Origin of the sequence: Bradyrhizobium sp., from assembly GCF_016462955.1 — a bacterium.
In the GTDB taxonomy this organism is placed as follows: domain Bacteria; phylum Pseudomonadota; class Alphaproteobacteria; order Rhizobiales; family Xanthobacteraceae; genus Bradyrhizobium.
Window position 1 is genome coordinate 1 of sequence record NZ_JAEMSD010000438.1, and the last position, 5871, is coordinate 5871.

Annotated in this window: 7 protein-coding genes and 1 pseudogene; 6 read left to right on the forward strand and 2 right to left on the reverse strand. The window is 65.4% G+C overall.

The window, feature by feature from the left end:
- Positions 1-189: pseudogene (locus JHD07_RS30935) on the forward strand (hypothetical protein); the annotation flags it as partial.
- A gap of 380 nt (positions 190-569) precedes the next feature.
- Positions 570-1334 carry an alpha/beta fold hydrolase gene (locus tag JHD07_RS30940; RefSeq protein WP_291629033.1) on the forward strand — a complete coding sequence of 255 codons (765 nt, stop codon included), beginning with the start codon at positions 570-572 and terminating at the stop codon, positions 1332-1334.
- 22 nt (positions 1335-1356) lie between these two features.
- On the opposite strand, the gene JHD07_RS30945 is transcribed toward JHD07_RS30940, so the two are convergent.
- Positions 1357-2283: an MBL fold metallo-hydrolase gene (locus JHD07_RS30945; RefSeq protein ID WP_291629046.1), complete on the reverse strand. Its 927-nt coding sequence runs from the start codon at positions 2281-2283 to the stop codon at positions 1357-1359.
- Between the two features lie 145 nt (positions 2284-2428).
- On the opposite strand from JHD07_RS30945, the gene JHD07_RS30950 reads away from it, so the two are divergent.
- From JHD07_RS30950 to JHD07_RS30960, 3 genes are all read left to right on the forward strand, one after another.
- Positions 2429-3361 carry a LysR family transcriptional regulator gene (locus tag JHD07_RS30950; protein ID WP_291629035.1) on the forward strand — a complete coding sequence of 311 codons (933 nt, stop codon included), beginning with the start codon at positions 2429-2431 and terminating at the stop codon, positions 3359-3361.
- A gap of 119 nt (positions 3362-3480) precedes the next feature.
- Complete coding sequence (locus JHD07_RS30955; RefSeq protein WP_291629037.1) at positions 3481-4434, forward strand: Ku protein; 954 nt, start codon at positions 3481-3483, stop codon at positions 4432-4434.
- Positions 4431-4814, forward strand: a complete 384-nt coding sequence (locus JHD07_RS30960) for a hypothetical protein (protein ID WP_291629039.1) — start codon at positions 4431-4433, stop codon at positions 4812-4814. Before JHD07_RS30955 ends, JHD07_RS30960 begins: the two co-directional genes overlap by 4 nt.
- On the opposite strand, the gene JHD07_RS30965 is transcribed toward JHD07_RS30960, so the two are convergent.
- Positions 4753-5022 carry a hypothetical protein gene (locus JHD07_RS30965; RefSeq protein ID WP_291629042.1) on the reverse strand — a complete coding sequence of 90 codons (270 nt, stop codon included), beginning with the start codon at positions 5020-5022 and terminating at the stop codon, positions 4753-4755. The two genes, JHD07_RS30960 and JHD07_RS30965, sit on opposite strands and share 62 nt — an antisense overlap.
- Positions 5023-5258: 236 nt before the next feature.
- On the opposite strand from JHD07_RS30965, the gene JHD07_RS30970 reads away from it, so the two are divergent.
- Positions 5259-5735 carry a DUF3833 family protein gene (locus tag JHD07_RS30970; RefSeq protein ID WP_291629044.1) on the forward strand — a complete coding sequence of 159 codons (477 nt, stop codon included), beginning with the start codon at positions 5259-5261 and terminating at the stop codon, positions 5733-5735.
- Positions 5736-5871 lie beyond the last annotated feature (136 nt).

Sequence of the window (5871 nt, forward strand, 5' to 3'; positions counted from 1 at the left end):
ACCTATACCGTGGATGAGAACGGCGAGTTCAGCGGCAACACGGTCGAAGGCTGCACCTTCCCGAACTGGATCGGCAGCGTCCGGACGCAGAAGGAGTTGCGTCTGGTGGTCGACGGCGACACCATGACCGAGAATTTTCAACGCCCCGATGGCACCAAGATCCGCATCACGTTCGAGCGGGTCCGCTAGCGCCGTCCACGCCGCCGACGTGACTTCGGCTCCGAAAAGGGGAAGGGCAATCGCATATGATGTGCAGGATGCAGCGGCATTGGCAGTAGGCTCAATCCCCCGCTTGCGGGGGAGGGTTGGGGAGAGGGTGTCTCCGCGCTGGGATTATTGAGAGTAACCGAGGATTTCCCCTTTGCGGCGAGAGCCCTCACCCGCCGCGCTCTGCGAGCGCGTCGGCCTCTCCCGCGAGCGGGAGAGGCGGAGAGAAAGGGGGCTCGGCCCGACCGTGGCCGCCTTGATGTTGACATTCGGCTTCAACCTGCTGACGAGTCTGGGCTGGGCAAACCCGCCAAGACGCGAACGGATGCGGCCGCCGCCGCGAAGACAATGGGAGAGATGACATGACCGAAGTGATGGCTGGAGCCGAACCTTTCTTCATGCAGGGCAAGGGGCCCGCGGTCCTCGTGCTCCACGGCTTCACGGGAACGACGCAAAGCATGCGGTATCTCGGCGAGGAGCTTCACCGGCGTTTCGGCTTTACCGTGAGCGGCCCGCGCCTGCGGGGCCACGGCACATCGCCCGACGACATGGAAACGACCGGCTATCTCGATTGGCTCGCGTCGGCGGAGCAGGCGCTTCACGAGCTGGCAGGCCAGGGCAACAAGGTCTTCGTCACCGGCCTGTCCATGGGCGGCACGCTGACGCTCAACCTTGCCGCACGATTTCCGAACATCGTGGCAGGCGCGGTGCCGATCAACGGTGCGGTCGGAATCTTCGACGGCGCGATGGCCGAGCTCGTCTCGGACGGCACGGCGCCGAAGCGCGTTCCGGGAATCGGATCGGATATCAAGGCCGTCGGCGTCAAGGAGCTGGCCTATCAGGAGGTGCCGGTCGCCTGCCTCCGGCAGATCCACGTCCTGATTGCCGCGACCGAAAGCCTGCTGCGCAAGGTCAGCTGTCCGACTCTGGCCATTCATTCCAGGGAGGACCACGTCGTGCCGGCGGCCAATGGCAAGCGCATAGCGCAGGAAATCAGCTCCAGCGACGTGCGCCTGCTCTGGCTCGACAATTCCTATCATGTCGCCACGCTCGACAACGACAAGGACCTGATCGTCGAGCGCTGCGGGCGATTCATCGCGGAAATCGCCGGCGCGGCACCCGGATAAGCAGCGCTTCCTTCTGGCTCACTCAGCCCTCGAACCGCCAGCTCGCCGGCACCCAGCGGTAGCCGCCGTCCGTTGTCCTGATGTTGCCGATGCCCGGAAACGGGAAATGAAACCCGAGCACCGGGATGCGGTCCGTCGCGGCGCGGTCGAACAAGCGCCTGCGTGACTGCACGGCGGCATCAGGATCGAGATCGGGGCCGGGCCGCCAGGCATTGTCGATGTTGAGCAGCGGGCTATAGGCGGCATCGGACGTGATCAGCAATGCTTGCGCGCCGGAATGCACCAGGATTGCCGACATGCCCGGCGTGTGGCCGCCGGCGGCGATCGTCGTGATGCCCGGCAGCAATTCGCTGCCGGGCCGGTACAGCACGGCAGACTTGGCGACCGGCGCCACGCTGCGCTTGATATTGGCGATGAAGGCGCGCTGGAAGTCTTCAGGCATGGGCAGCCGCGACAGGTCCGGCTCGCCTCGGATGAAGAACGCAAAATCGTCCTCGGGAATGTAGACGGCCGCCTTCGGAAAGGCGCTTGATCCGTCGGCGCGGCTGAGATTGCCGACGTGATCGGGATGGGTATGCGTGATCACGATGGCGTCGATGTGTTCGGGCTCTACGCCGATCGCGGCAAGATTGCGGAACAGATGTCCGCCATCGGGGCCGAGTGTTTGCGCCGCACCGGCCTCGATCAGGATTCTCCTGTCACCAATTTCCAGCAGGAGCGTGTTCAGGTTGAGCCTGAAAGTGTCGGTCGGCAGGAACGCATCGCTGAGCGTCCTGCCGAGTTCCTCCGCCGGCGCAGTCGAGGCGTAGATGCGCGGATTCCCGCTCAGCGTGCCATCGCTGACGACGGTCGCCTTGATATCGCCGATCCGAAAGCTGTAGTGGCCGGAATTGCTCCTGGGCGCCGGCGTTTGCGCGATCGCGGTCGGCATGCCCAGCAGCGGCGTCATCGCTGCGGCCGTGCCGCCGGCGAGCAGGAGGCGGCGATTGATGCTCGGATGGAACGGCATGACTACTTCTCCTGCCTGGCGGCGATGGCAGGCTGGTGTACGCCGACCTGGCATCATCCACAAATATCATGATAGAATTTTCATTATGCGTTCAGTGGATTTGGCAAAAGTCGATCTCAACCTTCTCGTCGTGTTGCATGCGCTGCTCGAGACCGGCAGTGTCACGCGCGCCGCCGAGCGTCTCGGCAGCAGCCAACCGGCGATCAGCCGTGCGCTGGCGAAGTTGCGGCGCCTGTTCGGGGACCGGCTGATGGTGAAGGCGGCCAGCGGCATGATGCCGACGCTGCGCGCCGAGGCGATGCGCGAACCGCTGGCGACCTTGCTCGGCGGCGTCGAGACATTTCTCCACAAGCCGAAATTCGATCCTGCCGCCACCGACCGCGTTTTTCGCATCGCGACGACCGACTATGGCGCGCTCGCCATCCTGCCCAATGCCGCCGCCCGCTTTGCGCGCGAGGCACCCGGTGCGGCGATCGAAATCGTCAGCTTCTCGCGCGATGTGTTTCGCATGCTCGCCGACGGTCAGGTCGATTTCGTGCTGTATGCCGACAATCCGGTCTCCGGCTCGTTTCGGGCGCGCGAGCTGTTCCGCGAAAGTTTCGTGACGCTGGTCCGGCAGGGGCATCCCTTGCTCGAGCAGATGCGCGGTTCAAAGGACGTGCTGCCGATCAAGCTGTTCACGGCCTGGCCGCACATCGTGGTCAGCATTTTCGGCGGGCAGGGCGGGCCGATCGATACGGCGTTGGCGGAGCGCGGCCACAAGCGGCACGTCGCGCTGCGTGTTCCATACTTCGCAACGGCCGCGGTGATCACGGCGGCGTCGGACTACCTGGTGACCATGCCCTCGCGGGCGGCCCGGCAGCTCGCGCCGCGGCTCGGCCTCGTGATGCTGAAGCCGCCGGCGCAGGTGACGCCCTACGGCTATCGCCTGCTCTGGCACGAACGAAGCCACGACGATCCCGGCGCGGTCTGGCTGCGCCGGCTGGTGGTCGATTCCGTCAAATCGGGCGGCGCCTGAACCCAAAAATGGAGCAAGACGCCGCAAGGCGTGCCTGTCATGAATGTTGCTCCTGATGTCGGAACCCGGGCCGGCCGTTCGTCTTGAATCCGAGCCACTCGAACCGGAGTTCTGCGTCAATGGCCCCGCGCGCCAACTGGAAAGGCTTCCTGAGACTGTCCCTCGTCACCTGTCCCGTGGCGCTCTATCCGGCGACGTCCGAGGGCGAGAAGATCTCGTTCAACCAGCTCAACCGGCAGACCGGCCACCGCATCAAATACGTCAAGGTCGATGCGGAAACCGGCGACGAGGTGCCGAACGAGGACATCGTCAAGGGCTACGAGCTGGACAAGGGCCAGTACATCGAGGTCTCCAAGGAGGAGCTCGAGGAGATCGCGCTCGAGTCTACGCGCACCATCGAGATCGACGAGTTCGTCGACAGGTCGGACATCGACCCCCGGTACCTGATCCGCCCCTACTACATCCGGCCCGATGGCAAGGTCGGCCACGACGCGTTCGCGGTGATCCGCGAGACCATCCGCGAGATGAACAAGGTCGCGATCGGGCGCGTGGTGCTGACCAACCGCGAGCACATCATTGCGCTGGAGCCGATGGACAAGGGCCTCGTCGGCACCCTCCTGCGCTACCCCTACGAGGTGCGCAGCGAGCAGGACTACTTCGACGACATCCAGGATGTGAAGGTCACCAAGGACATGCTCGATCTAGCCCGGCACATCGTCAACCAGAAGGCCGGACGCTTCGCGCCAGAAAAGTTCGAGGATCATTACGAGACCGCGCTGATCGAGCTGATCAACGAAAAACGCGCGGGCAAGGTGATCCGGCCGAAGGAGCGGCCGAAGGGCGAGAACGTCGTCGACCTCATGGAGGCGCTGCGCCGGAGCGTCGGCAAAGAAGCCGGGAAGGAAGCCGGGAAGGAAGCCGCGCCGGCGAAGGCGGACAAGCCGGCGAAGAAGCCGAGAAAGGCCGCCGCCGGCCAGAAGGAGATGCTGATGCCGATCGCGGGCAAGAAGGCGGCCGCCAAGGAGACGTCCGCGAAGAAGCCGGCCGCGGGGGCGCGGCGGAAATCGGCATGAAGCATCCGGTGACCCCGGACGGACGCTACTTCGTCGTCCGCGGTCGCTTGTGGCGCATGGCGAGCCCTGATCTCCCGGAAGACGAGCGCGCAAGCCTGGTGAAGCGGCTGATGGCGGCAAGGCGCGCGGTCCGCGATGCCAAGGCGGACAACGACCCCGACGCGGAGGCGGCCGCGCATCGCGCCGTGGACGAGGTCAAGCGCGCGCTGGGGGAGCGGGGGCCGGTCTGGTGGAACGACGGCACGCCGGACTTCAATCGCCACATGGCGAAGAACACGCCGTATGCCGACTGGTACGGCAAGGTCCTTGTCGCGGGCCTCACAGGCCCTCGGCGGGACACTCCGGACACGCATCGCCGATCGAATCGAGCACATCGTTGATCTCGGCGACCGCCTGATCCGCGGAGACGCCATCCGGTGGATGCTGCCGCGCAAGCGCGATGGCGTGTTTCCGCGCGTGCGGGTCGGCGCGATCCCTGGCCCAGCCATGCGCCTCGCATTCGCAGATGGCGCCGGCCTCCTGCAGCAGGTGGATGGCCCATCCCCGCAGGGTGCGGATCGCCGGCCGTCTTTCCCTGGTCATCAGCATGAGAACCGCTCCTCTCGAGACGAATCCACACCGCCCCTGCCCGTTCCCGGCGGTTAGCACGGGTCAGGGATTCCCAATCGGCAGGGCTTGGCATTGTCCACGTGTTCCCTACGGGCTGTGGAGAAGGCGACGTGTCGACGCGGGTCGCGCGCACGCGACGCATCAAGGTGAGTCTCTTGCCGGGAACTTGGTGTTGAGAGGGCGACTTGAGTGGTCATCGTTTCGGAGGAAGAGCCATGGCCATAGATGCGTTCGCCGGCACCACGCCGGTGTTTCTCCCTGAGAAGTTCCTCGTCGGCCGCTTGGAAGGATGGGCGGTGGTCGAGAGCCTCGTCGGCGGGCTCTTGAAGCGGGCGGCGATCACGGCGCATGGCGAGTTTGACGCCGACACCGACACCGTCGTCCTGACCGAAACTTACAGCTTCGATGACGGCCACAGCGACACGCTGCGCTGGACCATTCACAAGCTCGGCGAGGGTCGATACACCGGCCATGAGAATCGCCTGGAAGGCGAAGCCACCGGCGAGCAGGCCGGCTGTGCATTCCATTGGACGTACACGCGCGACACGCCCCAGGGCGACGGCAAGTCGTTCAAGTTGAACTTCGACGACTGGTTCTACGCGATCGATGATCGCGCCTGCATCGTTCGCGGCAGCGCCGGGCGCGCGGGCATTCCGTTCGCGACGGCGCACGTGACTTATCGGAAGCTCTAGGGTTCGCCGGACGCGGGCTGCAGCCCCGCTCCCCCTGCGCGCGCAGGGCTATCGCAATTGGCTTGCGGCGGCGGTCTGCGCGCACGCCTCGTCCTTCGAGACGGCGCTGACGCGCCTCCTCAGGATGAGGCTAATC